At 62.0% G+C, this 25,851-nt stretch carries 18 protein-coding genes; 4 read left to right on the top strand and 14 right to left on the bottom strand.

The window, feature by feature from the left end:
- Nucleotides 1-99 precede the first annotated feature (99 nt).
- The 7 genes from AC07N6_RS13720 to AC07N6_RS13690 form a co-directional block, all read right to left on the bottom strand.
- Nucleotides 100-2,508 (bottom strand): TonB-dependent siderophore receptor, encoded by a 2,409-nt coding sequence (locus AC07N6_RS13720; protein ID WP_494782446.1) that lies wholly within the window; start codon nucleotides 2,506-2,508, stop codon nucleotides 100-102.
- A 160-nt stretch (nucleotides 2,509-2,668) separates the two neighbouring features.
- Nucleotides 2,669-3,691, bottom strand: coding sequence for a FecR family protein (locus AC07N6_RS13715; RefSeq protein WP_494782445.1), 1,023 nt, complete (start codon nucleotides 3,689-3,691; stop codon nucleotides 2,669-2,671).
- Nucleotides 3,688-4,200, bottom strand: a complete 513-nt coding sequence (locus AC07N6_RS13710; protein ID WP_494782444.1) for a sigma-70 family RNA polymerase sigma factor — start codon at nucleotides 4,198-4,200, stop codon at nucleotides 3,688-3,690. Before AC07N6_RS13710 ends, AC07N6_RS13715 begins: the two co-directional genes overlap by 4 nt.
- A 447-nt stretch (nucleotides 4,201-4,647) precedes the next feature.
- Nucleotides 4,648-6,096, bottom strand: coding sequence for an efflux transporter outer membrane subunit (locus tag AC07N6_RS13705; protein WP_494782443.1), 1,449 nt, complete (start codon nucleotides 6,094-6,096; stop codon nucleotides 4,648-4,650).
- Nucleotides 6,097-6,367: 271 nt separating this feature from the next.
- Nucleotides 6,368-7,564 (bottom strand): efflux RND transporter periplasmic adaptor subunit, encoded by a 1,197-nt coding sequence (locus tag AC07N6_RS13700; RefSeq protein WP_494782442.1) that lies wholly within the window; start codon nucleotides 7,562-7,564, stop codon nucleotides 6,368-6,370.
- A gap of 37 nt (nucleotides 7,565-7,601) precedes the next feature.
- The gene (gene mdoH, locus AC07N6_RS13695) at nucleotides 7,602-10,181 is read right to left on the bottom strand and encodes a glucans biosynthesis glucosyltransferase MdoH (protein WP_494782441.1); all 2,580 of its coding nucleotides are present in this window, start codon (nucleotides 10,179-10,181) and stop codon (nucleotides 7,602-7,604) included.
- Nucleotides 10,154-11,770, bottom strand: a complete 1,617-nt coding sequence (locus AC07N6_RS13690) for a glucan biosynthesis protein G (protein WP_494782440.1) — start codon at nucleotides 11,768-11,770, stop codon at nucleotides 10,154-10,156. Before AC07N6_RS13690 ends, mdoH begins: the two co-directional genes overlap by 28 nt.
- 158 nt (nucleotides 11,771-11,928) lie before the next feature.
- Between AC07N6_RS13690 and AC07N6_RS13685 the strand changes: the two genes are divergently transcribed.
- From AC07N6_RS13685 to AC07N6_RS13675, 3 genes are all read left to right on the top strand, one after another.
- A complete protein-coding gene (locus AC07N6_RS13685; protein WP_494782439.1) occupies nucleotides 11,929-12,231 on the top strand; it encodes a hypothetical protein in 303 nt (100 codons plus the stop codon).
- A 13-nt stretch (nucleotides 12,232-12,244) separates the two neighbouring features.
- Nucleotides 12,245-12,745, top strand: coding sequence for a dihydrofolate reductase (locus AC07N6_RS13680; RefSeq protein ID WP_494782438.1), 501 nt, complete (start codon nucleotides 12,245-12,247; stop codon nucleotides 12,743-12,745).
- Between the two features lie 190 nt (nucleotides 12,746-12,935).
- On the top strand, nucleotides 12,936-15,200 hold the full coding sequence (locus AC07N6_RS13675; RefSeq protein WP_141917318.1) for an arginine/lysine/ornithine decarboxylase: 2,265 nt from the start codon (nucleotides 12,936-12,938) through the stop codon (nucleotides 15,198-15,200).
- A gap of 93 nt (nucleotides 15,201-15,293) precedes the next feature.
- On the opposite strand, the gene AC07N6_RS13670 is transcribed toward AC07N6_RS13675, so the two are convergent.
- A complete protein-coding gene (locus AC07N6_RS13670) occupies nucleotides 15,294-15,824 on the bottom strand; it encodes a chromate transporter (protein ID WP_494782437.1) in 531 nt (176 codons plus the stop codon).
- Nucleotides 15,821-16,516 (bottom strand): chromate transporter, encoded by a 696-nt coding sequence (locus tag AC07N6_RS13665; RefSeq protein ID WP_494782436.1) that lies wholly within the window; start codon nucleotides 16,514-16,516, stop codon nucleotides 15,821-15,823. Before AC07N6_RS13665 ends, AC07N6_RS13670 begins: the two co-directional genes overlap by 4 nt.
- A gap of 109 nt (nucleotides 16,517-16,625) precedes the next feature.
- Between AC07N6_RS13665 and AC07N6_RS13660 the strand changes: the two genes are divergently transcribed.
- Nucleotides 16,626-17,552, top strand: a complete 927-nt coding sequence (locus AC07N6_RS13660) for a LysR family transcriptional regulator (protein WP_494782435.1) — start codon at nucleotides 16,626-16,628, stop codon at nucleotides 17,550-17,552.
- A 75-nt stretch (nucleotides 17,553-17,627) separates the two neighbouring features.
- On the opposite strand, the gene dcd is transcribed toward AC07N6_RS13660, so the two are convergent.
- The 5 genes from dcd to AC07N6_RS13635 form a co-directional block, all read right to left on the bottom strand.
- On the bottom strand, nucleotides 17,628-18,197 hold the full coding sequence (dcd, locus tag AC07N6_RS13655; RefSeq protein WP_050467054.1) for a dCTP deaminase: 570 nt from the start codon (nucleotides 18,195-18,197) through the stop codon (nucleotides 17,628-17,630).
- A gap of 115 nt (nucleotides 18,198-18,312) precedes the next feature.
- Entirely contained in the window at nucleotides 18,313-22,338 is a 4,026-nt protein-coding gene (gene hrpA, locus AC07N6_RS13650; protein WP_494782434.1) for an ATP-dependent RNA helicase HrpA, read from the bottom strand.
- 232 nt (nucleotides 22,339-22,570) lie between these two features.
- A complete protein-coding gene (locus AC07N6_RS13645) occupies nucleotides 22,571-23,017 on the bottom strand; it encodes a DUF2846 domain-containing protein (RefSeq protein ID WP_494782433.1) in 447 nt (148 codons plus the stop codon).
- Between the two features lie 949 nt (nucleotides 23,018-23,966).
- Entirely contained in the window at nucleotides 23,967-24,272 is a 306-nt protein-coding gene (locus tag AC07N6_RS13640; protein ID WP_494782432.1) for a hypothetical protein, read from the bottom strand.
- A gap of 13 nt (nucleotides 24,273-24,285) precedes the next feature.
- Nucleotides 24,286-25,851, bottom strand: a 1,566-nt coding sequence (locus AC07N6_RS13635; protein WP_494782431.1) for a hypothetical protein, incomplete at its 5' end; no start/stop codon positions are given.

Below are 25,851 nucleotides of genomic sequence, written 5' to 3'. Positions count from 1 at the left end.
ATGCAAAGCCCCCAAGGCCCGGAGTGTCGTCCTGGCCTTGGGGGCTTTTCATTTCGCGGGCTTTTTGCTTGAGCGCTTCGTTGTTTGCGCGCTTCGTTTTCAGAAATCGACCGTGGCCGACAGCAACAGCGTCCTTGGTTCCCCGACGGCAAGGCCGCCATAGCTGTCAACTCCCGCCCAGTACGACTTGTTGAACAGATTGAGTACGCTCAGGCGATAGGTGGCGCGCTTGCCGAAAGCCATGGTCTTGTACCGCGCGCCCACATCGAATTTGGTCCAATCCGGGATGCTTTGCGTGTTCGCCTGATCGACGTATTGCTTGCCGGTGTAGAACATGTTGCCGGTCAGCGTCAGCCCCGGCAACGAACGCACATCGAATTCGGCGCCCAGGTTGGCTTGCCATTCCGGAACGCCGATGGCGGTCTTGCCGACGGTGGCGGCATTATTCGTCCTGGTCAGCTCCGCCTTGATCCATGCGGCGCTAGCCAGCAGGCGTATGCCTGGCGTCACTTCTCCATAGACATTCAGTTCCAGGCCGCGATTGCGCTGCTGCGCATCGGCCGAGTAAATCAGTCCGGTTTGCTGGCCGCTCGGTTTGCTAATCTCGAAGGCGCTCAATGAAGATATCAGATCGCCCTTTTCCCATTTGACGCCGACTTCGGTCTGCTTGGCCTTGTAGGGCGCGAAAACTTCGCCGCCATTCGATGCGCTCGTCGGCGCGGTATCCCCTTTGCTCAGCCCCTCGATACGGTTTGCGTACAGTGAAACATTATTCCAAGGTTTCACAACGACGCCAATCAGGGGAGTCACGGCGCTTTTGTCATAGCTGGTGGTGATGGCCCCATTGCTGCCGAAGTTATAGGACTGCACGTTCTGGTGGCGCAAGCCCAGCGTGAGTTCGACGCGCTTGTCCAGCATCGACAGGGTATCGCCGATCGCAATGCCGGATAGCTTGTCTTCCGAAATCTTGGGCACGGAAGCCGGCTCGGGGACATACTGCGCCGCATTGCTGGCGGGTTGATACAGGTTGCTGGTCAGCGAAGTTGCCGCATTGTTGACGCCGCGACCGAGCGTGTCCCTGTACCGATTGACCATCAGCGTCAGGCGGTGCTCGACAGGCCCGGTGTTGAAGCGCGCCTTGAGGCCGGTGTCGATGGTAGTCCGGTCCACATCGAAGCGATAGTTGGAAACCTGCATGGACAGGTCGCCGGCGCTGTTGAGGATGTTGGGCGTAATCGAAAACAGGCGCGACACACGCGTGCGGCCGCCGCCGGCGTCGACAAACCAGGTGAGCGAATCCGTCAGATCCAACTCCGTTTTCAGCAGCGCCGACTGGTCGGCAATCTTCGAATACTCCCAGTCCTGGGTAATATTGCGCCGACCGTTGGGCGCCGATGGAACAGGTATGCCGGCCACGATATGCGGCAGGCGCGACGGCGCATTGATTTTCTCGTCTTGCGCAATCAGGTCCAGCGATGCCCGGAACCGGGCGCCTTGATAATCCAGGGACAGGGCACCAACGCCAGCCGTGCGGGACTGGTTGTCCAACCCCGTGTCGCCGCTCCTATAGCCGCCATTGAAGCGCAGCCCGAACTCCTTCTCGTCCCCGAAGCGCTTGCTCACATCCACATGGGCGCCGGCTTGCGAATTGCTTGCGTAGTCCAGCGTCACCTGCGCCAGGTCCTGTCCCGTGGCGCGCTTCGGGACGATGTTGATGCCGCCGCCCACGCCGCCGCTTGGCGCCATGCCGTACAAGAGCGCGGTCGGCCCCTTGATGACTTCGATGCGCTCGATATAGTCCGTCGCCACGCGGTAGTTTGACGCAACGCCATAGGTCCCATCGAAGGCCGTCTCGCCGAAGTTGCCGGCGCCTACCGCAAAACCGCGAATCGTAAACGAATCGAGGATCCCCCCGGGCTGGCTGGAGAAGCGTATCGATGCATCGTTGACGACCATGTCGCCGACGGTGCGCGCCTGCCGGTCCTGTATCGCCTGCGCGGTGTAGTTCGATGTATTGAAGGGGGTATCCATGACATCGGCATTGCCCAGCAGTCCAAGGCGTCCGCCGCGCGCCATCTGGCCGCCGGCGACGGTTCCGGGGAGCATTCCCTGGTCGGCGCTTGAGGTGACCGTCACCTGCGGCAGGGTTGAACCGGTGGCCGCGTTGGGCGCATTGGGCGCATTGCGAAGGGAGTAGCCGCCGTCCGGCTGTTCGACCGCGTCCAGGCCGCTTCCGCGCAGCAGGGCATGCAACGCATCGGCGGGCACGTAGTTTCCTGTGACGCCCTGGGTGCGCAAGCCCTGAACCGCATCGCCATCAAAGGCGACGTTGACACCCGACACGCGGGCGAATTGCTCCAGGGCCGCTCGCAGCGGGCCAGCCTGGATATTGAATGTCCTGGCGCCGGCGGCCTGCGCAGAATTCGCCTGCGCATTGACCTGCATGTGCACCAGCGCCATTCCCAGGGCAACGCTGAGCGCACTGCATCTCAAGTAACGGCGGGGCATGCTATCTGCCGGCCGCCTGGCGGCCGATTGGGAGGAGACGCGGGAAGTGAACACTGATTTTCCTAAAGAGGTTGAAAGATGCTTCCTCTGTAGGACGAACCAGATTCGGAAACCCCTCAAAATCCGCACACTATTTTTTTGGATTCTATTTTTTTGGATTCTATTGCTGGCGTTTCGGCCCGATTCGCACCCAATAGCGTGTCAAATAAGCAATCTCGAGGGGCTGGGCGGTGGACAGGAAGCGCAATGTGGCATCGGTATCGGCAATCTGATAGAAGCCCGACACGATCATCCCCGCTACCGAGTCGTCGCATGTCATGACGCCCCGGCGATATCGGGCCAGCTCGGAAACCAGCGCATCCAGCCGGGCCTTGTCGGCAATGATCAAGCCATCCGCCCAGTCTGCCGGCCCAATGCCCGTTGGCGCCGCCAATTCGCTCCGGTCGCCATAGAGCCACCAGGTCTGGCCAGGCTGGATAAGGACCCCGGCGCCTCCGGCGCGCGGCGTCAATTGGATGCTCCCCTCTTGGAGGCTGACGCGCGCGCGGTCTGCGTCAAGCCGCACGGCAAAGCGCGTGCCGAGCGCTTGCACGGTCCCGAATGGCGTATCGACCCAAAAGGGACGCTTGGCATGCCCCTGCGCCACGAATCGCGCGTCGGCGCCGGTGTTGAACAACATCTCGCCACGGCGGGCGGTGATGGTCCGGCTCCGGTCGTTCAAGTCCACACTGATCGCGCTGTCCGAATTGAGCCTGATGACAGTTCCATCCGCCAACTGGACAGTCCGGATCTGGCCGAACGCCGTAGATTCGTCGGCAAGCAGACGCTGCCACGTGGCCCGCTCACGCGCCAGCCACGCCGCTGGAACTCCGGCAGCCGCAAGGAGCATCAACTTCAAGGCGGTGCGCTTGCGCGCCTTGGCCTCTGCGCGAGACTTGTCCGCTGCGTTGAGGACGCTGGCGGCCAGCGCTCCCGGCAACTTCCGGAAGTTCGCCTGAATGTTCGACACGCGCGCCCACGCGGCGGCATTGGCCGCATCCGCCGCCAGCCAGCGCTCAAACTCAAGCCGGGTCGACGCCTCGGGCTGATTGAATTCGATCTTGACGGCCCATTCGACAGCCTCGGCAAGCGCCTGGTCGACGGCGGCCGATATGCCTCGCGTACTGATGCCTCGCGTACTCATGGCGCCACATCCAGGAAGCAGCAATGCAGCAGGGCCGAAGCGATATAGCGTTCAACGGTAGCTCTTGAAACGCCCATCCGTTCGGCAATCTGCGGGCAAGTCATCCCTTCAAGCTGCGCCAGCAGAAACGCCGTTCGCACCTTGGGTTTCAAGGCGTCGAGCATTTGGTCGATTTGAACCAGCGCTTCCAAAAGCAAGCACCGGCTCTCCGGCGAAGGCGCCGTGGCTTCCGGCATGGCGGCCAGGTTTTCCAGCCAGGCACGTTCCAATTCGCGCCGGCGCCATTGCTCAACGATGAGATTGCGCGCAACGGTGCTGAGATAGGCCCGCGGTTCGCGATAGTCCGCGCCATTGGGCCGCGCCAGGATCCGGACGAAGACATCGTGCGCCAGATCGGCTGCTTCAAAACCGTCGCCTACCTTGCGGATGATCCAGCGATGCAGCCAGCCATGATGCTCCCGATAGAGCGACTGGACATTTTGCCTGGAAGCAGAAGTGGACGCCGACATGGCACGCTACAGGCAATCACACGCCGGCCGGCCGTCATGCCGGCGGTCCGGGCGACCGGCTTCCCGCTTCACTTCATCGGTATCTTGCTTGGCGTAGGACAGTGGCATGCGAAACGTCGTGGCTCTCGGTGGCGATTGAGCCGGCCCGCTATATTGCCTATGTTCTTGTTTCTAATCGGCAATCGGGCGCGGCGAATTGCACAATATAATAACAATCATTCGCATTAAGAACAATCGATATCCGGCCTGCGTCACAAGTGAGAGGCAAGAGGCAAGAGGCAGAGGCAGAGGCAAGAGGCAGAGGCAAGAGGCAGAGGCAAGAGGCGAGCGGCATCCTGCAGGATGGCGAAACGACAAAGCCCTCATGGCCATTTCCCGGCTGGCCATGAGGGCTTCGCGTTACTTTGTTTCAGGGTGCGCCTTGGCTGGCGTGGTATCGGCGCCGGCTCAGGGCGCCACCGCTCCATTGCCGGCGGCATCGTCGTGCCACCCGCCGCCCAGCGCCTTGTACAACGACACCGTGGCCTGCAGCCGTTGCAGCTTGATCTGGCCCAACTGGTTCTGCGCTTCCGACAGGATGCGCTGGGTATCCAGCACCACCATCAAATCCTCGGCGCCGGCGCGGAAACGGATTTCAGACAGGTCGAAGGCGAAGCGCGCCTGGTCGACTTCCCCGTTCTTGAGCCGATAGCGCTCTTCCAGGCTACGGATCGCCCCCAAGGCCTTTTCCACTTCCGAGAGGGAATTGATGACGCCCTGGCGGTATACCTGCACCAGTTCCTCCTTCTGCGCGATGGCCAGATCGCGCTGGTTCTTCAGGCGGCCGCCGTCGAAGATCGGCGCGATCAGGCCGGCGCCGATGCTGGCGAACAGGTTGGGGCCGTCGAACAGCGACAGCAGCGCATTGCTTTGCGCGCCGGTGGAGCCGGTCAGCGTGATGCTGGGGAACAGCGCCGCGCGCGCCACCGCGACGTTGGCGTTGGCCGCGGCCAGATTGGCTTCGGCGCGGCGGATGTCGGGACGGCGCGTCAACAGTTCCGAGGGCAGGCCAGCCGAAATGCGCGGCATCTGGATACGCGCCAGGCCCTTCTCCTGCACGGTAAAGTTCTGCGGCGGGCGGCCAAGCAGGATCGCCAGCGCGGTCTGCGCGTCCTGCGCCTGTTGCTGCAGATCGGGGATCAGCGCCTTCTGGTTGGCCAGCGCCGAGCGCTGGCGCGCCAGGTCCAGCGGCGAGGCGGAACCGGCGCGGCTTTGCGCTTCAACCAGCCGCAGCACGCGCTCGGCGGTGCTGACGTTCTGGCGCGCGATCTCCAGCCGGTCGCGCAGCGACAGCACCTGCAGGTAGGTCGAGACGATGCCGCTGGTGACCGTCAGCGCGACCGTCTCGCGGTCATAGCGGTTGGCGCGCAGCGAGGCTTCGGCGGCGTCGCGGCTTGCGCGGTTCTTGCCCCAGAAGTCCACCTCATAGCTGACCTGCAAGGCGGCGCCGGCGGAATTGACCGGCGAGCCGCCCGAGATCGGCAAGTCGCGCGCGGCGCTGGCATTGATCTCGACATTGGGCAACAGCGGCGCGCCGGCAATGCGCGCCTGCGCCTCGGCCTGCTTGACGCGCGAGAAAGCGGCCGCGATCTCGAAATTATTGTGCTGCCCTTCATCGACCAGCGCGCTCAGCTCGCTGCTGCCGAATTGCCGCCACCAATCCGAATCCGGCCATAGCTGCTCGGCATGCGCGACGTCGGCCAACGCGCCGGTGCTCCATTGATCGGGCACCTGCATCTCGGGAAGCGGATCGGTGCCGACCATGCGCGAGGCGCAGCCGCCCAGCGCCAGGGCGCATGCCAGCGCCAACGGCAACGGGGACAACGATGCAAACTTGGGTGGACGGCTGGAGTTCATATGTCAGATACGTAGAAGATAATGCGCCGGCTTTGCACTAATGCCGTTCAGTTAAGCGCTGAACGGCATTTTTGTTTGTGGAGTCCAGACTCCGTTCGCCCTGAGTAGCTGCGCAGCAGCGTATCGAAGGGCAGGCAAGACCGTTGACGCTGATACGCTGACACGCTGGCTTCGATACGGCCCTGACGGGCCTACTCAGCCCGAACGGACTCGGTGATGAGGGGTTCAGAATTAGCCTTAACTGAACGGCATTACCGTCTTTGCACCATTTTTACAGCGTCGGCGCCGCAGGCATCAGTACCTGCTCCCCTTCCTTCAAGCCCGATGTCACTTGTGCGCGCTCGCCATCGCGGATGCCGATCTTGATCTTGCGCGCTTCCAGCTTGTTGCCATCCAGCACCACCTTCACGGTCTGGGTGCCGTCCATGCCGGGCTTGGTCACCAGCGACAGCGGGATGCTCAGCGCCTGTTCCACGCGCGCCAGCACGAAATAGACATCGGCGCTCATGCCGCTCATCAGCTCGCGGCTGGGGTTGGCGACATCGAACAGCACGGTATAGAACGCCTTCTTGCCCTGGCGGCCGGAGTCGTCGGTGGGCAGCAGCATGATCTGGCGCAGCTTGCCGCTCCAGCGCTTGCCGGGATAACCGGGCGTGGTGAAATACGCGGTCATCCCCCGCTGCAGGCGCGTGACGTCTTCTTCGGCCACCGGCACCTGCACCGTCATGCGCGAGAGGTCGGCAATGCGCATCAGCACTTCCTGGTTGGCGCCCAGCATCTGGCCCACGCGCGCGTTCATGGTGACGATGGTGCCGCTCACCGGCGCCTCGATGCGGGTCTGCTTCTGGATCGCCTCGTCGTCCTTGATCGCGGCTTCGGTCTGCTGGATCTGGGCATTGGTGGCGTCCACCCGGGCCGCGGCCGAGTACATGTTCATGCGGCTGGATTCGTACGACTCTTCGCGCGTGGCGTTCTCGGCCTTCAGCTGGGTCTGGCGCTGGAACTGCAACTGGGCGAAGTCGAGCTGGGCATTCTGCCCCGCCAGCTCCGCCTTCAGGCGCGCCAGCTGGGCGCGGTTGCTTTCGATGCGGCCATTCTGCACCGCCGGCGACACCGTCACCAGCAGCTTGCCGGCCTTGACCGTCTCGCCGATGGCGACATCCACATCGGAGATCTGGCCGGCCACCTTGGAGCCGACATCCACATAGGTTTGCACCACCACATTGCCGGTGGCATTGACCACTTGCTCGATGTCGGCCTTCTCGACCTTGACCGTCTCCAGCTTCACCGGCACCGCCCTGGCCGCTTGCGGCGCCGGGCGATGCTGCCACAAGGCGATCGCGCCCGCCACCAGCACCGCCAGGATGGCGCCGCCCCACAGCGCGCCCCGCTTGCGGCGTACGCGGCCATCCCCAGCGGGCACTGGGGCCTGGGTTGCTTGCCGGGAATCGTCGTGCTGTTCGCTCATGTCGATTGCGTGTGCCAGAACTCGTTTCAGAAAAAGATCACGGCCGGATCGCCGCCAGCCAGTCGGCATGCACTTCCGGCCCCCTGCCCCATACCGCCTGGTGCAACTGCGACAGCAATTGCGGCTCTTCCAGCAGGCTGTTCTTTTGCTTGTCGCTGAGCGCATCCGGGCCGTCTCTGAGCGCCGTGCGCACCAGCTTCTCGCGCAGGTGCTGCGTCAACTGCGGCACGCCGGGATGCGCATGCGCGGTAGCGCAGACCAGGGCGTTGAACGATGGATCGACAACCGCATCGACGAAGCCCGGCAGCTCAGGGGTCTCGTTCAGATGGCGCACGGTTTCGCGCAGTTCGAACGGCGGATCGGTTTCTTCCGGGATCTTGAACAAGCCGGCGCGGCGGAAACCGCGGCCGAAGGACACCCGTGAAGACAGCACCGAGGTCGGTATCGAGATCGCCAGCGAACCGGCGATCGGCAACAGCCACCAGATGAAGGATGGGTTGAGCCAATAGACCAGCGCGCCCCAGGCCAGGCCCAGCAGCGAGTGCCAGCCGTGGCGGCGCAGCGCTTCGCCCCAACCGGTTTCATTGTCGGCGCGCGGCGGCGATTTCCAGCCGACCGCCCAGCCGAGGAAGGCGCCCAGCACAAAGCGCGTGTGAAACAGCATGCGCACCGGCGCCAGCACCATCGAGAACAGCAGTTCGATCACCATGCTGACCAACAACGCCAGCACGCCGCCGAAGCCGCGCGCGCCCTTCACCGCAAACAGCAGCACCGCCAGGATCTTGGGCAGGAACAGGATGGTCGCGGTGGCCGACACCAAGGCCAGCGCCTTCTCGGGATGCCATTCGGGCCAGATCGGATACAGCTGGCGCGGCTCGACGAAATAGGTCGGGTCGATCAGCGTATGCGCGGCCAGCAGCAAGGTGGACAACAGCAGGAACAGCCCCCACAACGGCGCCGACACATAGGCCATGACGCCGGTGACGAACACCGCGCGGTGCACGACATGCATGCCGCGCGCCAGGAACAGGCGGAAGTTCATCAGGTTGCCCTGGCACCAGCGGCGGTCGCGGCTGAGCTCGTCGAGCAGGTTGGGCGGCATTTCCTCATAGCTGCCGTCGAGGTCGTAGGCGATCCATACCGACCAGCCGGCGCGGCGCATCAGCGAGGCTTCGACGAAATCGTGCGACATGATCGGGCCGGACAGGTGGCCACGGCCCGGCAGCGGCGCCAGCGCGCAATGCTTCATGAAGGGCTGCAGGCGGATGATGGCGTTGTGCCCCCAGAAGTGCGACTCGCCCAATTGCCAGTAGTGCAGGCCGGCCGTGAACAGCGGGCCGTACACGCGCGTGGAGAACTGCTGGATGCGCGCGTACAGCGTGTCGCGCCCGGCCGCGCGCGGCGCGGTCTGGATGATGCCGGCGCCGGGATGCTCTTCCATCAGGCGGGTGAGCTTGGTGAGGCAGTCGCCGGTCATCACGCTGTCGGCATCGAGCACCACCATGTAACGGTAGTCGGCGCCCCAGCGCCGGCAGAAGTCGTCCAGGTTGCCGCTCTTGCGTTTGACGCGGCGGCGGCGGTGGCGATAGAAGATGCGGCCGAAGCCGCCGGTCTCGCGGCACAAGGCAGCCCAGGCGGCGGTCTCGGCGGCGCAGATGTCGGCCTCGCCGCTGTCGGACAGCACGAAGAAATCGAAATGCCGGATCTGCCCGGTGCGCTCCAGCGACTCATAGGTCGCCCGCAGGCCGGCGAACACGCGCGCCACGTCTTCATTGCAGATGGGCATGACGATCGCGGTGCGGGCCTCGGGGGCGATCTCCTTGCTGCCGGCCTTCTCATGCGAGATCAGGTATTTGTCATCGCCGCGCATCAGGACCAGAAAGCCCGTCATGGCGGTCCAGAAACCGGCCGACACCCACAGGAACAGCAGCGCGAACAGGCCCAGCACCAGCATCTCCAGCGGCTTGGTGCCGTGGTAGGGCAGCACGTCGCTCATGAAGTAGGTGGCCATCGAGGTCTGCAGCACCATCAGCACCAGCAGCGTGATGCGGCGCACGTTGCCGGTATGCTGCCAGTGACCCTTCGGGTCCGGGGCGTCGGAGCTGTCGAGGTGGTCCTCGACGTAATGCGGCTCGTCATCGGGCACGGCTTCGGCCGCGGCCTTGGCCTTCTTGCCCCGGCGCCAGCGGCTGGGACGGCGCTCCAGCCGGCGGTTTTCCTCTTCCACCCAGCGGGAGAAGGGGTTGAGTTCGCCCCAGGGGCGCGGCACCATCGATTTGCGGTTCAGCGGCGGCGCCAGCGCGATATGCGGCCGCCCGCGGTCGCTGTCGATCAGCGGCGCACTGGCCGCGGCATCCGCGGCCGCCGGATACATCAAATGCAAGCGTGCATCGACCGAGGCTTGCGCCATCACGGGAGAGGCCTGGGCATCCTGCCCGGACGCATCGGCCAGCACGCGGTGCAGGTCGGCCACCGGATCGCCGGAGCCCAGCTCGCCCGCCCGCTGCGCAAGTTCGCGGCGCTGCTCGGGCGACAACGGCAGGCGCGCGAGATAGTCTTCAAGCGCCTGGGATGCCGCCGATGCCTGCCTTAGTTGGGGGGTAATATGTAGCTCCACGTTTCTGACAAGGTTGCGCCGCCGTTGGCATTGCGCAGGAAACCGCGCAGCTCGACTGGCTTGTTATCTTCCACCCGGCGCAGCTTGACTTCGATGCGCCAGCCGCCGGTCATGTCGTTCTTACGCGTGTTCACGCTCACGATCTTGCCGTTGGCATCGGCCTCCACCACGCCCTCGACGCTGGCGGTGGCAGCCAGTTTCTTCAGCGCGGCGCCGTCGAAGTCGATGGCCAGGGCCTGGGAATCGTCCTGCTTGCCATCCTGCCGGGGACGGTAGCCATGGCCGAAGCGGGTCTGCGTGACCCAGGCCAGCGGCGGACGCTTTTCATTTTCCTTCTGCCACAACAGCCGGTATTCCACATTCATCGGCTGGCCGACCTTGGGCATGTTGTTCGGCACCCAGTAGGCCACGATGTTGTCGTTGGTTTCGTCCGGGGTGGGGATCTGCACCAGCTCCACCCGGCCCGAACCCCACTTGCCCTTGGGTTCGACCCAGGCGCTGGGGCGCGCCTGGTAGTTGTAGTCCAGGTCCTGGTAGCTGGAGAATTCGCGGTCGCGCTGCATCAGGCCGAAGCCCAGCGGGTTGTCGAACGAGAATGACGTCACCAGCAGGCGCTTGGGATTGACCAGCGGGCGCCACAGCCATTCGCCGGTGCCCGACTGCATCGACAGGCCGTCCGAGTCATGCACCTTGGGACGGAAATCGTCGCCCGGGCCCGGCTGGTTCTCGCCGAACAGGAACATGCTGGTCAGCGGCGCGATGCCCAGTTTGGTCACGTTGGCGCGCAGGTAGATCTGCGCCTTCACGTCCATCACGGTATCGGCGCCGGGCTTGAGCACAAAGCGATAGGCGCCGGTGGCGCGCGGCGAGTCCAGCAGCGCATACACCGTCAGTTCGCGGCTGTCAGCCGAGGGGCGTTCCAGCCAGAATTCGGTGAAACGCGGGAATTCCTCGCCGGAATACAAGGCGGTGTCGATCGCCAGCCCGCGCGCGGACAGGCCGTAGCCTTGCCCCTTGCCCATGGCGCGGAAATAGCTCGCGCCGTGGAAAGTCAGCACATCGTCCTTGGCCTTGGCCGAGTTGACGGGAAAGCGGATACGAAAGCCGGCGAAACCGATATTGCGCAGCGCGCGCGGATCGATATTGCGGCTGGCACTGTAATCGAACAGTGCCGGGCTGAAATTGATCTCGCGCACCGCGCCGCCGACCACCTCGTTGACCTTGACCGGCTCATTGAAGGTGCCGCCCAGGTGGATGAAGGAAAGCTCGAACGGCAACTTCTGCGCGCGCCAGTACGACTTCTCGGCGCGGAAGTGGATCTGGTTCGCCTGCTCGTAGCTCAGGTCCTTGATCGACTTGGGCAGGTCGTCGGATGGTTTTTTGTACGATTTGGCCGCCAGGGTCTTGGCGCGTGCGGCCACCGTATTGAAATCGAAGGCGAAGGCTGCCGAATGAACCGCCAGCAAGCCGGCAATGGTTGCCGGAATGACAAGCCGGCGCCACCATGCCGGCCTTGCGGCACGGCGCGGGAACGAGCCCGGCACAGGCCATTTGATGAGCTTGAACGACATTATTGTTTTGTCTGACATGCAATTTTCTGGTTGAAATGCTTCCGGCCCGCGGCAGCCGTACGCCGCGACCGGCCCGGAAAGCAAGGCGCTAGTTTACCCAAATGTTGCGTGAATTGTTCGGGCCGATGGCTTGAACACGGCATTTGCCAGAGATATTAACCTCCGGCAACCCGACGATGACCATACCGAACCGGATGGGGGCGACGCCTGCGCCGAACGGCCAACGCAACCCGATGGCGATGTTGCCGAACCGGGCTCGCCGCCGCGCGGCGGCGGCCACCCCATTCCATCGCTCCCAGTGCCGCCTGGTGATTGCCCAAGCGCATCTTGGGCGTGTGCCGGGCAGTCTGTCGAACATTTTCGATCCAGGCACTGTCAGGTATAAGGGCGACGGCGCCGCAGAAAGTTCCGTAGTGCAGCATGGCTCCTGTAACATGATGCGTTTGGCAGGCGCGCGTCCTGCCGCGCTTAAAACCTGAACGGTATACACGTATGTCTTCCTCCTCTCCAGCGGGCGACCTGGCCATCGTCGTCGCCACCGACCGCAACAACGGCATCGGCATCAACAACACCCTGCCCTGGCACCTGCCGGAAGACCTGGCGCACTTCAAGCGCACCACCTCGGGCCACGCCATCCTGATGGGCCGCAAGACCTTCGAGTCGATCGGGCGGCCGCTGCCCAACCGCCGCAATATCGTCATCACGCGCAATGCGGACTGGCAACACGCGGGGGTGGAAACCGCCGCCTCGCTGCCGGCGGCGGCCGAGCTGGCCGGCGACGGCCCCGCCTTCATCATCGGCGGCGCGCAAATCTATGCCGAAGCGCTGCCGCTGGTGAACCGCCTGATCGTCACCCGTATCGAGCAAACCTTCGACTGCGACGCCTTTTTCCCCGCGCTCGATCCGCAAATCTGGCAAGAAACCGCACGCGAGCGACACCACGCCGAAACTTCCGGATTTGACTACGCGTTTGTGACATACGAAAGACGCTAAGCGGGCGCGCCGGCCGCTGTTGCTTTTTTCCGTTTTTTGCTTAATATGCGCACCTCTTTTGCGCATATCTGCGACAATCCGCTTTCTTTTTTGGCGCGCAAGCTTTCCGCCCAGGCGCAGTTTCTTTTTGCCCTTCTGAACGCATGCCGCCCGCTATGGCGTCTCCTGCGTTCAAGCCCTGGAGAACACCATGAAATTCCGTTTCCCCATCGTCATCATCGACGAAGACTTCCGCTCCGAAAACACGTCCGGCCTCGGCATCCGCGCGCTGGCCGACGCCATCCAGGCCGAAGGCATGGAAGTGCTGGGCGTGACCAGCTATGGCGACCTGGCCCAGTTCGCGCAGCAGCAGTCGCGCGCCTCGGCCTTCATCCTGTCGATCGACGACGAGGAACTGGGCGCCGGCTCCGATGAGGAAACCGATTTCGCGCTCAAGGCCCTGCGCGCCTTCGTCGGCGAAATCCGCCACAAGAACGCCGACATCCCCATCTACCTGTACGGTGAAACCCGCACCTCGCGCCACATCCCCAACGATGTGCTGCGCGAGCTGCACGGCTTCATCCACATGTTCGAAGACACGCCCGAATTCGTGGCTCGCCACATCATCCGCGAAGCCAAGTCCTACCTGGACGGCCTGGCGCCGCCGTTCTTCCGCGCGCTGGTCGACTACGCGCAGGACGGCTCCTACTCCTGGCACTGTCCCGGCCACTCGGGCGGCGTGGCCTTCCTGAAGTCGCCGGTGGGCCAGATGTTCCACCAGTTCTTCGGCGAGAACATGCTGCGCGCCGACGTCTGCAACGCCGTCGAAGAACTCGGCCAGCTGCTGGACCACACCGGCCCGGTGGCCAACTCCGAACGCAACGCCGCGCGCATCTTCAACGCCGACCACTGCTACTTCGTCACCAACGGCACCTCGACCTCCAACAAGATGGTCTGGCACTCCACCGTGGCGCCGGGCGACATCGTGGTAGTCGACCGCAACTGCCACAAGTCGATCCTGCACTCGATCATCATGACCGGCGCCATTCCCGTGTTCCTGATGCCGACCCGCAACCACCTCGGCATCATCGGCCCGATCCCGCTGGAAGAGTTCACGCTGGAAAGCATCGCCAAGAAGATCGAGGCCAACCCCTTCGCCCGCGAAGCCAAGAACAAGAAGCCGCGCATCCTGACCATCACGCAGTCGACCTACGACGGCGTGGTGTACAACGTCGAGACCCTCAAGCAGATGCTCGACGGCGAGATCGACACCCTGCACTTCGACGAAGCCTGGCTGCCGCACGCCACCTTCCACGACTTCTACAAGGACATGCACGCCATCGGCAAGGATCGCCCGCGCGCCAAGAAGTCGATGATCTTCTCTACCCAGTCGACCCACAAGCTGCTGGCCGGCCTGTCGCAGGCGTCGCAGATCCTGGTGCGCGAATCGGAAACCGTGCAACTGGACCAGGACGCCTTCAACGAGGCTTTCCTGATGCACACCTCGACCTCGCCGCAGTACTCCATCATCGCCTCCTGCGACGTCGCCGCGGCCATGATGGAAGCGCCGGGCGGCACCGCGCTGGTGGAAGAAAGCATCCTCGAAGCGCTGGACTTCCGCCGCGCCATGAAGAAGATCGACCAGGAGTTCGGCCTCGACTGGTGGTTCCAGGTGTGGGGCCCCAACAGCTTCTCCACCGACGGCATCGGCGAGCGCGAAGACTGGGTCATCAAGGCTGAAGACGACTGGCACGGCTTCGGCAACCTGGCGCCAGGCTTCAACATGCTCGACCCGATCAAGGCCACCATCGTCAACCCCGGCCTGTCGCTCGACGGCCAGTTCGGCGAGACCGGCATCCCGGCCTCGATCGTGACCAAGTACCTGGCCGAGCACGGCGTCATCGTCGAAAAGTGCGGCCTGTATTCGTTCTTCATCATGTTCACCATCGGCATCACCAAGGGCCGCTGGAACACGCTGGTCACCGCTCTGCAGCAGTTCAAGGACGACTACGACAAGAACCAGCCGATCTGGCGCATCCTGCCCGAGTTCGCCGCCGCCAACCAGGGCCGCAACGCGCGCTACGAGCGCCTCGGCCTGCGCGACCTGTGCCAGCAGATCCATGAGACCTACAAGGCCTACGACGTCGCGCGCCTGACCACCGAAATGTACCTGTCGGACATGCAACCGGCCATGAAGCCCTCCGACGCCTTCGCCAAGATGGCGCATCGCGAGATCGACCGCGTGCCGCTGGACGAGCTGGAAGGCCGGGTCACTTCGATCCTGCTGACGCCTTACCCGCCGGGCATTCCCCTGCTGATCCCGGGCGAGCGCTTCAACAAGACCATCGTCGACTACCTGAAATTCGCACGCGATTTCAACGAGAAATTTCCCGGCTTCGAAACCGACGTGCACGGCCTGGTCAAGCGCGAAGTCAATGGCAAGCGCGACTACTTCGTCGACTGCGTGAAACAGTAAGGCCCGATGCGCCGGCCTCCCGGCCTGCGCTGCGGAAAAGACAAAGCCGATACCGTACGCCGGTATCGGCTTTGTTTTTGATGGTTCTAATTCTTAGAATGAACCAAGATAAAAATACCCGGCCAACGCGCCGCCGAACAGCAGCCACAAGGGATGGATCTTGGTCTTCAACGCGATGACGGCGGTGGCGGCGGTGATCGCGGCCAGGAAACCATGGGTGATCGAGGCCTGGGCGATCAGCAAGGCGCTGGCCGCCACCAGCCCGCCGGTCACCGGCAACAGGCCGGCCTGCACATGGCGACGCCACGGCTTGTCCTTGAAGCGCTCCCATACGTGCAGCATGATGATGGTGATCAGCGAGGACGGGCCGAACTTGGCGAAGGTGGTCACCAGCATGCCCCAGAAGCCGGCCACGTGCCAGCCGACCAGGGTCACCACCATCAGGTTGGGGCCGGGAGCGGCCTGGCCCAGCGCGAACAGTGCGCTGAAGTCTTCGGCCGTCATCCAGTGATGGACTTCCACCACCTGGCGCTGCATCTCCGGCAGGATGGTGTTGCCGCCGCCGAAAGCCAGCACCGAGAGCTGGGTCATGATGACGGCCAACGCAATCAGGGTCTGGCTCATTTTGCGCCCTCCTTCGCCGTTTCCTTGCCCGCTGCCTCCTTCTCCGCCGCAGCTTGCGGTTTGGCGGAGAACCTGTCGCCGTAGCGTGCCGTCAGCAGCACGCTGATCGGCGTCATCGCCAGCATCACCCACAGCAGCGGAATCCGCAAAAAAGCGATCGCCACGAAGCAGACGATGGCCACCGCCGCCAACACCATGTTCTTGCGCAGCGGCAGCGCGATCTTCACCGCCATCTGGATCAGCAGGCCGGCCGCCGCCGCGGCCAGGCCGGCGAACAGGTGCTTGACGTTGGGGTCGTGCTGGTAATGCTGGTAGATGATGCCCAGCACCACCACCACCGCCGAGGGCACCGCGATCAGCCCGAAGATCGCCGCCAGCGCGCCCTTGACGCCGCGGAATTTCATGCCCAGCGCCACCGACAGGTTAATGATGTTGCCGCCCGGCAGGAACTGGCACAGGCCAAGCAATTGCACGAATTCGGCTTCGGACAGCCAGCGCCGGCGCTCGACCACCATCCGGTGCGCCAGCGGCAACGCGCCGCCGAAAGCGGTCATGCCCAGGCCGAGGAAGCCCAGGAACAGTTCTTTGGAAGTGGGTGGGGTGAAGCCTGCCGTTTGTCCATCTGGCGCATCGGGTGCATTGGATGCATCGGGTACGGCGGCGTTGGCCGGGGTATGTTCGGAAGTGCTCATGTTCATCTCGCAATACTGCTGCGGCGCCATTGCCGCACGAATGAAAGGCTACTCTCGGGGAGGGTTTTTGTCTAATATATGTCAGATACTCAATCCATATTAAACCGATATGTCACCCCACATCGATTTGCGCCTGCTGCGCTACTTCATCGCCGTGGCCGAAGAGGGCCACCTGACCAAGGCCGCCCAGCGCATCGGCATCCAGCAACCGCCGTTGTCGCAGCAGATTCGCGTGCTGGAGAAGGAACTCGGCGTGACCTTGTTCAACCGCATGCCGCGCGGCATGGAACTGACCGAAAGCGGCGCCGCCCTGCTGGACGATGCACGCGCCATCCTGGCGCAGGTGGATGCCACGGTGGCCGGCGTGCGCCGCATCGCCCAGGGCAAGATGGGGCGCATCGCAGTCGGCTTTACCGAATCGGCGTCGCTGCACCCGTTCGTGCCGGCCGTGATCCGCGCCTTCCGCGCCGCGGCGCCGGACGTGGCGCTGACGGTCGAAGAAACCAACACCGCCGAGCTGGTCGAGGCGATCCGCAAGAAGCAGCTGGACCTGGCCTTCGTGCGCTCCCCGGCGGGCGACGCCACCGGCATCGCGATAGAAACCGTACTGGTCGAAGAAATGGTGGCCGCCCTCCCCGCCGACCATCGGCTGGCAGGCAAGGGCCACAAAAAGAGCATCGCGCTGTCGGCGCTGGCCGATGAATCCTTCATCATGACGCGCCGCCCCAGCGGCCCCGGCCTGTACGACACCATCATCGCCGCCTGCCGCAGCGCCGGCTTCAGCCCGCGCGTAACGCAAGAGGCGCGCAAGAACCTGTCGACGCTGAGCCTGGTCGCCGCCGGCCTGGGGGTCGCGGTGATTCCGGCATCGATGATGCACGTCAGCGCCGAAGGCGTGACCTATCTCAAGCTCAACGATGCGCCGGCCCTGAAGGCGCCCCTGCACCTGGCCTACCGCGAAGGAGAAATCGGCGGCGCGGTGGCGCTGATGCGCAGCGAAGCCCTGAAGCTGAGCGCGGCGCAGAAAAAACGCTAGCCTGGGGACGCCGCTGAAACGACAAAGGCCTCCAAGCGGAGGCCTTTGCCTGATCCTGATTGCCCAGTCGGGCGTTCAGGTCTTGGGCAGCGTCACGCCATGCTGGCCCTGGTACTTGCCGCCGCGGTCCTTGTACGAGGTCTCGCAGATTTCATCGCTCTCGAAGAACAGCACCTGTGCGCAGCCTTCGCCGGCGTAGATCTTGGCCGGCAGCGGGGTCGTATTGGAGAACTCCAGCGTGACGTAACCTTCCCATTCCGGCTCGAAAGGCGTGACGTTGACGATGATGCCACAACGCGCGTACGTCGACTTGCCCAGGCAGATCGTCAGCACGCTGCGCGGAATGCGGAAGTACTCGACGGTGCGCGCCAGCGCGAAGGAATTCGGCGGGATGATGCAGACATCGCCCTTGAAGTCCACGAAGGACTTCTCGTCGAAGTTCTTGGGATCGACGATGGTGGAATTGATGTTGGTGAAGATCTTGAATTCGTTGGCGCAACGGATATCGTAGCCATACGACGACGTGCCATAAGACACGATCTTGGCGCCATCGGCGGAGGTACGGACCTGGCCCGGCTCAAAGGGCTCGATCATGCCCTGCTGCTCGGCCATGCGGCGGATCCACTTATCTGACTTGATAGACATGGTGTTTTGACAATCTCTGAAGATGCGCAATTTTACGCGAAAAAGGACGGCGAACCGCTAAAAGCCTGCTTCGCCCCCTTTGCCCGCCTGTTTTTCCACAACAACCAACCCCGGTTCAGCGCTGCATGCTCTCCCACACCTTCTGCAGCCGCTTGACCGACACCGGCATCGGCGTCTTCAGCTCCTGCGCATAGAGCGACACGCGCAGCTCTTCCAGCATCCAGCGGAACTCGGTCATCTTGGGGTCGGCGCGTCCGGCGCGCTCTTTCAGGCCGCGCTGATAGGGCAAGGCCACCTGGTTCCATTCGGCCAGCAGGCGCGTATCGCGCGCGGGGTCGGCGCGCAGCTTGTCCAGCCGTACGTTGATGGCTTTCAGGTAACGCGGATAGTGCGTCAGGTTGGCGTAGTCGGTCTCGGCCACGAAACGCTTGCCAACCAGTTGCGCAAGCTGGGACTGGATATCGGCTGCCGCCTGGGCATGCGCCTTGATGCCCTGCAGTTTCTTGGGCAGCGAGTGGTACTCGGCCAGGATCTGGCCGGCCAGGCGCGCGATTTCATTGACCAGCAGGCCCAGGCGCGCCTTGCCTTCCTCCTTGCGCTTGTTGAACTCGTCGGCATTCTTCGGCAACGGATCTTGCAGGAAGGCGCGCTCCAGGCCGGCATTGAGGATCTGGTCGCGCAATTCTTCCTGCGCTCCCAACGCCATGAACTGCATGCCCATCTGCTGCAGGCCGGGAATGTTCTTTTCCAGGTACTTCAACTGCTCCTTCATCTGCAGCGCGAACAGGCGGCGCAGGCCGGCGTAATGGAAACGCGCCGCTTCGGCCGGATCGTCGAACACTTCCAGGTCGCAATGCGTCTTGCGGTCCACCAGGGCCGGGAAGCCGATCAGCGTCTGTGCCTGCTTGCCGGCGCCGCGCGTGATTTCCAGCAGTTCCGGCAATTCGCCGAAGCTCCAGCCGGTCAGGTTGCCGTACTCGCCAACCGCAACCGGCGCCGCGGCGGCCGGTTGGGCTGCCGCCCGCTGGGCCGGCTTTCCAGATTGCGGTTGCGGTACGTCGTTGCCCTCGTCCTCGTCGCGCGGCGCAATCGCCACCTGCTCGGCCAGCTTCTGGAACTGCTGGCGCGCCTGGCCGCCGAATTCGGCTTGCAGGGCGGCGAGGTTGCGGCCCATCTCCAACTGGCGGCCATGCTCATCGACGATCTTGAAATTCATCGCATGGTGCGCCGGCAAGGTCTCCTGCTTGAAGTCGCTGGCCTTGACCAGGATGGTGATCTGCTCGCGGATGTCAGCGATGATGGCGTCGGTCAGGTTGCCGCGGCCGAAGATCTTTCGCTCTTCCATGCGCTCGCAAAACTTCGCCGCATAGTCCGGCAACGGCACGCAGTGGCGGCGCAGTTTTTGCGGCAGCGACTTCAGCAGCAGGTGCACCTTTTCCTTGAGCATGCCCGGCACCAGCCATTCGCAGCGGTCGGCCGACACCTGGTTGAGCGCGTACAGCGGCACGGTCAGCGTGACGCCATCGCGCGTGGCGCCCGGCTCAAAGTGGTAAGACAGCGCCATGGCGATGCCGGCCACGTTCATGGTCTTGGGGAACAGCTCGGTGGTGACGCCGGCCGCCTCGTGGCGCATCAGGTCGTCACGATTGAGATACAGCAGCTTGGGATCGGCGGCGGTGGCCTGCTTGTGCCACTTCTCGAAATCGACGCCATTGCAGACCTCGGCCGGCACCAGCTTGTCGTAAAAAGCGGCAATCAGTTCATCGTCCACCAGCACGTCGAGCCGGCGCGATTTGTGTTCCAGGTTCTCGATCTCGCGTACCAGTTTCTGGTTGTGCGCGAAAAACGGCGCGCGGGTATCGAAATCGCCGCCCACCAACCCGTCGCGAATGAAGATCTCGCGCGCCTCGTCCGGATTGATGTTGCCGTAATTGATGCGGCGCTGGCTGTACACCACCAGGCCGTACAAGGTGGCGCGCTCGGAAGCGGTGACCTGCGCGGCGCGCTTTTCCCAGCGCGGTTCGCCCCAGGATTTCTTCAGCAGGTGGCCGCCGATCTTTTCCAGCCATTCCGGCTGGATATTGGCCACGCAGCGCGCATACAGGCGCGCGGTATCGACCAGCTCGGCCGCCATCACCCAGCGGCCCGGCTTCTTGGTCAGGTGCGAACCCGGCCAGATATTGAATTTGATGCCACGCGCACCCAGGTATTGGGCATCGTCTTCCGACTTGAAACCGATGTTACCGAGCAAGCCCGTCAACAGCGCCAGGTGCAATTGGTCATACGTCGCCGGCGCTTCGTTGAGACGCCAGCCCTGCTCCTTGACGATGGTCAGCAACTGCGAATGGACATCGCGCCACTCACGCAAGCGCAACTGCGAGAGGAAGTTCTCGCGGCAATGTTCCTGCAGCTGGCGGTTGGATTTCTTGTGCGCGATGGCGTCTTCGAACCACTTCCAGATCTTGAGGTAACTGGCGAATTCGGACTTCTCATCGGCAAATTTCTTGTGCGCGTTGTCGGCCGCGTTCTGCGCCTCCATGGGCCGGTCGCGCGGATCCTGCACCGACAACGCGGCGGCAATGACCAGCAGTTCGGTTAGGCAGGCGTTGTCGCGCGCGGCCAGGATCATGCGGCCCACGCGCGGGTCCAGCGGCAACTTGGCGAGCTGCTTGCCCAGCGGCGTCAGGCGGTTGACGCCATCCTGCTCTTCCACCGCGCCCAGCTCCTGCAGCAACTGGTAGCCGTCAGCAATCGCGCGGCCCAGCGGTGGCTCGATGAAGGGAAAAGTTTCGACATCGGTCAGGTGCAGCGACTTCATCCGCAAGATGACCGAAGCCAGCGAAGAACGCAGGATTTCCGGCTCGGTGAACCTGGGGCGCTGCAAAAAATCCTGTTCGTCGTACAGGCGGATGCACACGCCGGCCGCCACCCGGCCGCAACGGCCGGCGCGCTGGTTGGCGGCCGACTGCGCCACCGGCTCGATCTGCAATTGCTCGACCTTGTTGCGGTAGCTGTAGCGCTTTACGCGCGCCAGCCCGGCATCGACCACATAACGGATGCCCGGCACCGTCAGCGAAGTCTCGGCGACGTTGGTCGCCAGCACGATGCGGCGCGCGTTGCTGATCTTGAAGACGCGCTCCTGCTCCTGCGCCGACAGGCGCGCGAACAGCGGCAAGATCTCCACATGCGGCGGATGGTGCTTGCGCAGCGCCTCGGCGGCGTCGCGGATCTCGCGCTCGCCGGGCAGGAATACCAGCACATCGCCGGAGCCGATGCGGGAAAGTTCATCGACCGCATCCACCACCGCATCCATCAGGTCGCGCTGCTCGCGGTCTTTCTGCGCCTGCGATGCCCGGCCTTCGGCGCGGGCACGCGCCTGCGCCACCTCGGCGCTGACCTGGCTGGCGCCGCTGCGGTCGGCATTGTCGATCGGACGGTAACGGATCTCCACCGGATACAGGCGCCCGGAGACTTCGATCACCGGCGCCGGCACAATCTCGGGACCCTGCGCGCCTTTGACTTCGCGGCCGAAGTGGCGGGCGAAGCGGTCGGCGTCGATGGTGGCCGAGGTGATGATCACCTTCAGGTCGGGACGCTTGGGCAACAGCTGCTTCAGGTAACCCAGCAGGAAATCGATGTTGAGGCTGCGTTCATGCGCCTCGTCGATGATGATGGTGTCGTACTGGCGCAAGAGCGGATCGGTCTGGGTCTCGGCCAGCAGGATGCCGTCGGTCATCAGCTTGATCCAGGCCCCCTTGGACAAGGTGTCATTGAAACGCACCTTGTAGCCGACCAGTTCGCCCGGCGGCGAATTCAACTCCTGCGCAATGCGCTTGGCAGTCGACGAAGCCGCGATACGGCGCGGCTGCGTGTGGCCGATCAGCCCTTTTTCACCGCGCCCGAGCTCCAGGCAGATCTTGGGAAGCTGGGTAGTCTTGCCGGAACCGGTTTCGCCGCTGACGATGATGACCTGGTGCCGCCGCAGCGCCTCGGCGATTTCATGGCGGCGGCCGGAAACCGGCAATTCTTCCGGGAAAGTAACCGGCGGCAAAGGATTGCGCACGGCAGGCGGGACATCGGAGCGAGTCGCCCGTGGCGGCTTGCCGGAAGGGGCTGGAGTGGAAGGCTTGGTAACGGACATGAGGCCGACATTATACCTGTGGGCGCTCCTTCGAAGCCCACAGGCAGGGCTCTATCGCTTGTTCTCTTCAGGCTGCAGGAACGTCACCCCGGCTTATTAAGCAGGATAAGAACATCCCCCTCCCAATATGCGCAACGCCAAACTGAAGAATGTGTACTAAGCAATCAGGTTACCGGCAACATTGCCATAGGAGCAATACGGCTCAGCACAGTGGCCGCCAACCTTGAACCGGTTACTTTGCGGCCTGAGGTGCAGCCAACTTACTCTCCAGCACCCCCTTCTTACCCACCTCTTCACTGACGAGATGCAATTTGGTGCGCGCATCGAGCATGCCCATCTTGATTTCCTGCCAGATGAAATAGAGTTTTCCCGCAACAACGTCGAAGCTCAAACTATCAGTATTTTCCGCTGTCGATGTAACGGTATGCTTGCCAGGCTCAACCTCTGTATAGAAGTAAGTTTTCGCCGCCGTTTGGCCCAGATACTTCCCATCCATGTTGACATTAATCTTCTTTGCGGAACCAAGATTTTCATTACGATAAATATAAACGCCCGCAACATCCGGCTTGGCAACAAACGTTTTCGCAGCCGCATCCTGATGCGGCTCTCCCATCGGAACTGAAGCACAGCCGACGAGTGCCAATGCAATTAGCGCAATACCCAAATAGCGTTGCAACATACTCTCTCCTAACCATCCGTATTAGTAAATGAATGCGTCATGTCTCCGCGATCAAATCACAATGTTCGATCAGGCATAACTGACGGAAGAAGAGTAGCAATCCCCCTGCATGAAAATTAATTATAACGCTCACTTATTCTGGTTATCAGTAAATCCTTTAAGAATCTTTCCAAGAAAATTACCATCGGCTCTATAGGTTGGCTAGGCCGCTACCCTGCCATCGGCCATCATGATCTTCCCCAAAAAATCTGAACAGAAATTAATGTTAGTGTTTTTAGCGTCTCTTGGAGTAGATCTGCCATGACTGGAAGACGGCGATAACCAGTTTTCTATCCTCTGCGCTGATCGCTTCGTGCGGCCGGGTGTTTTATTACTAAGCCGCCTTGAACACGAAAATTATGACACTACAGAAAGGCGACGTTACCCCCATGACATTGATTTCCCGAGGGGCATTTCCCACACAGCTGAGATAACCCTATATTTTTCTAGAGCGAATATATTGCACTATTGCGAATACCCAGAAATAGAACGCTAAAAGAGATCCATATATAAATACAGGTCTGGCATCTGCAATCGACCATGAATAATTTCCGTTATAGAAAAATTCGGCTGCCACTATGATGGCGACTTTCATTACTCCGAAACATAATATGGTCATTAGGTATATTTTTATTAGAAGAAAAATTAAGCGGATCATTATTTTTTCTTTCTAAATTTTTCTGAATTCCATTTATTGCAGCATTTCCAGACTCCGAGCCAAAGTTGCCAACTAAAGCAATGTGACGTAGCACGCAACCGACAACTATTCGCATGCCCGTGTGCCGAAGAAATCTTTCTCTCGAACACACTAATCGAGCAGTATCCCGGTTGTACAAGGCAGCCAATTCTTGAGGTATCTTGACGTAGCCGTTACCACAATAGTCTAGGTTCCGTTACTACCGAAATTTATTCAAGTTCTCCCGACAAACCAAATACCAACCAAGGCGACATTAATTCCTGTTGCAACTACCGCCAATACCAACATGTAAAGGGCATACAAACGATCATATTTTTTCCCGCTAGCAGCGAAAGCAGCTTGGATTCCCTTGCGCTCGTCGATCACAAAAACGATCAGAACTGCACATGAAACAAATCCAACAACGTACCATCCCCACAAAGAAGATATTGCTGTTATGAAGTTCAATCCATAACTTAGGCACCACAAAATAGTTACAACGTTCTGCCAGAAAGGTGACAGATTATCGCCAATACGCATTTCAACCTCCGTCTTACTTATCACTTGTTGTGTGCCATTGAATCCAAGGCTGGGCAATGTTGTCGTTCACTTTAAAGTTAAGATCGATAAGTCCAATTCTAGGCTCGATTCGAGTTATTGCATTCCATTGATTCGGCGCCAGAATTGTCATCTGCCTTGCAACCGATGTAACAAGAGCAGGCTGTAAAAGCGCTGCAACACGTGGATTAGTTACGACACCCGTTGCCAGTCTCGCATTTAACACCCTACCACCAGCCAATCCCCAAGCCATGTCAGCAGCTACTGCAAGACGCTCTTGCTCAGGTGATCCGCCGCTTGCACGCACGGTCCACTCCAACGCACTGCCAGGCATATAAGCGGATTCTGATGAGGAGCCTTTTAGCGCCGTGACAAAATTCGTAAAGTTCAGACCGAAACCCACAGCACTCTTAGCTGTATAAGTCGCGCCAAAGGCGGTCAATGGAACGCCAGCCCACTTCGTCAGCGTCGTCGGTTCAGGCGCGGCAGTCAATCCCACTCCAGTTATTGTCATCGCCCCACCGCTAATGATGCTCAAGCCATCGGCGAACATTCCTATCAGTGAAGAAACAGCTTTGTATGTTGGGTTTACTGTTTCTGACGGAGAGTAATTCACCGCCATTGGAGTCTTTGCATCATCTAACCTGCGCTGAACCATGCTAGCTTCGCGGAAACTCCACACGGTATCTGTCTTCGGCATTCGATCCATGACAGACGATTGCTCTCCATGACGATCGGTACCGACCGACTGGTATTGTGCCATCCCCGTCGCACGTGCAAAGTTACGTGCCGCCAATTCCAATTCTGGCGAACTTTTCATCTGCCGCAGATTCACGCCAGTACCTACTCCAGCAACAGAAGACCACAAGAATTCCCGCTGTGCCTCAGCTAAACCAACAGCGTCCCTTGCTTGGCGTTCCGCCATCGCCTGCAACAACGGATTGCTCATGCGCCGGTTTTCCACATCGCGCTGGAAATCCAATTCCCGATTCTGCTGCTGCGCAGCCATCAGCCGCCGCTCCATCTCAGTCGCCCCCATCGCTCCGCTCATGGCGGCGCCGGCTATCAGTTGCCCCGCATGCGGGGCGCGTCCCATCAGGGCGCCATAGGCCGCTCCCGATGCGATCCCTGAGACGGTATTGTGCGCAAACTGCTTGCCCCAATTAAATCCATTTTGGAGGTCATAACCCATCATGGAGTTGGCGGCCTTGCCCGCTGCATACCCCACACCCGCGGCAGCAGCACTCGCCGCCACCCCGCGCCAATCGAAGCTGTGTTGCAGGCCCGCAGCCGTCATGATGCCCTGGCTGGCGATGTTGCCGATACCCGCTTGCACCATGGCACGCCCAGCCTGGCCAATGTCGCCCAGCTTGTTCAATATGTTGGTGGCCGTACTGCTGTTCAAGGCACTGCCCACGCCCGCCGATACGGCGCCGCCCAGTGCCGACAGACCCACTTGTTTCCAACTGAAACTGTCCTGCTGACCGGTGGCAATCGCAAAGCCCTGGCCGGCGATGGAGCCGACGGCTGCAGCGCCCGCCGCCACCGCAACTGCCGCCAA

It is taken from the genome of Herbaspirillum sp. GW821-FHT09A12 (assembly GCF_059418325.1).
This window is presented reverse-complemented; position numbering and strand designations above follow the sequence as displayed.